The organism is Streptomyces sp. NPDC059718, assembly GCF_042733315.1.
GTDB lineage: Bacteria > Actinomycetota > Actinomycetes > Streptomycetales > Streptomycetaceae > Actinacidiphila.
On sequence record NZ_JBHWGA010000150.1, the window covers coordinates 1 to 1,103 of the forward strand.

2 protein-coding genes are annotated in these 1,103 nt (G+C 68.9%); both read left to right on the forward strand.

The annotated features are described in order from the left end of the window. The first annotated feature begins 42 nt into the window (after positions 1 to 42). Positions 43 to 579, forward strand: a complete 537-nt coding sequence (locus ACFV3E_RS46795; protein ID WP_500542661.1) for a winged helix-turn-helix domain-containing protein — start codon at positions 43 to 45, stop codon at positions 577 to 579. Continuing rightward, entirely contained in the window at positions 507 to 1,088 is a 582-nt protein-coding gene (locus ACFV3E_RS46800; protein ID WP_500542663.1) for an IS630 family transposase, read from the forward strand. The genes ACFV3E_RS46795 and ACFV3E_RS46800 overlap by 73 nt, the downstream gene beginning before the upstream one ends. The last annotated feature ends 15 nt before the right edge of the window (positions 1,089 to 1,103 follow it).

The following is a 1,103-nucleotide window of genomic DNA, read 5'->3' on the forward strand; positions in this document are numbered from 1 at the left end:
ACTGACCTTGGCTGATCATGTGTCTGGTGCTATGTCGTATTCATGGGCACTGGGCGAGGGGCCGGTGACTTTCACCGGGTGCGGGAGCAAAGGCGTCTGGCGGCGGGTCAGTTATTCGAACAGGGTGGGCGGTCGGATGCGGAGATCGCACGCCTGCTGGGGGTGAGCGCGCAGGCGGTGCACAACTGGCACCATGCCTGGAGCGAGGGCGGCTCGGATGCCCTGCTCGGGCGCGGGATAGCCGGCGCGCAGTGCGCGCTGGACGAAGCCCAGCGGCAGGACCTGCGGGAACTGTTGCGGGCTGGCGCCAAGGACTATGGGTTCGCCACGGACGGCTGGACCCTGGCGCGGGTCCGCCGCGTGATCATCGAGCGGTTCTCCGTGGTCTACGGCTCGCTGTCGGGGGTGAGCCGGTTGCTGCACCGAATGGGCTTCACCCCGCAAGTGCCCGCCCGCCAAGCCGCCGAGCGCGACGCGGACGCGATCCGGGAATGGGTGGAGACCGAGTGGCCGAAGATCGAAAAAGGGGGGGCCGCGGCGCCTGGTTCTGCTTCCAGGACGAGGCCGGGACCTCGCTGACCGGCGCCGTTGTCCGAACCTGGGCGCCGGCCGGGCAGACTCCGGTGCTGACCGTGGTCAAGGGCCGCCAGCCGAAACTGTCCATGGCCGCCCTGACCTGCTACCGCCCCGGGCAGGCCCCGCGACTGATCTACCGGATCCGCACCGGCTGGTACCGCGACCGCGACCTGATCCCCCTGCTGGACCAGGCCCACCAAGCCCTCGGCGCCCCGATGGTGCTGATCTGGGACAACCTGGCAGGCCACCACAGCCGCTGGATGCGACGCTCCATCGACGGCCGCGACTGGCTGACCGTCCACTACCTGCCCGCCTACGCCCCTGACCTCAACCCCGTCGAACAGGTCTGGTCCCACCTCAAACGCACCGCCCTGGCCAACCTCGCCGCCCTCACCCTCGACGAGCTCACCCGCGCCGTTCGAACAGGACTCCGCAGCATCCAGCACCACCCCGCCCTGCTGACCGCATTCCTCGCCCACACCGGACTCGAAATCCACTCAGCATCAACCTGATCAGCAAAGCTCAGT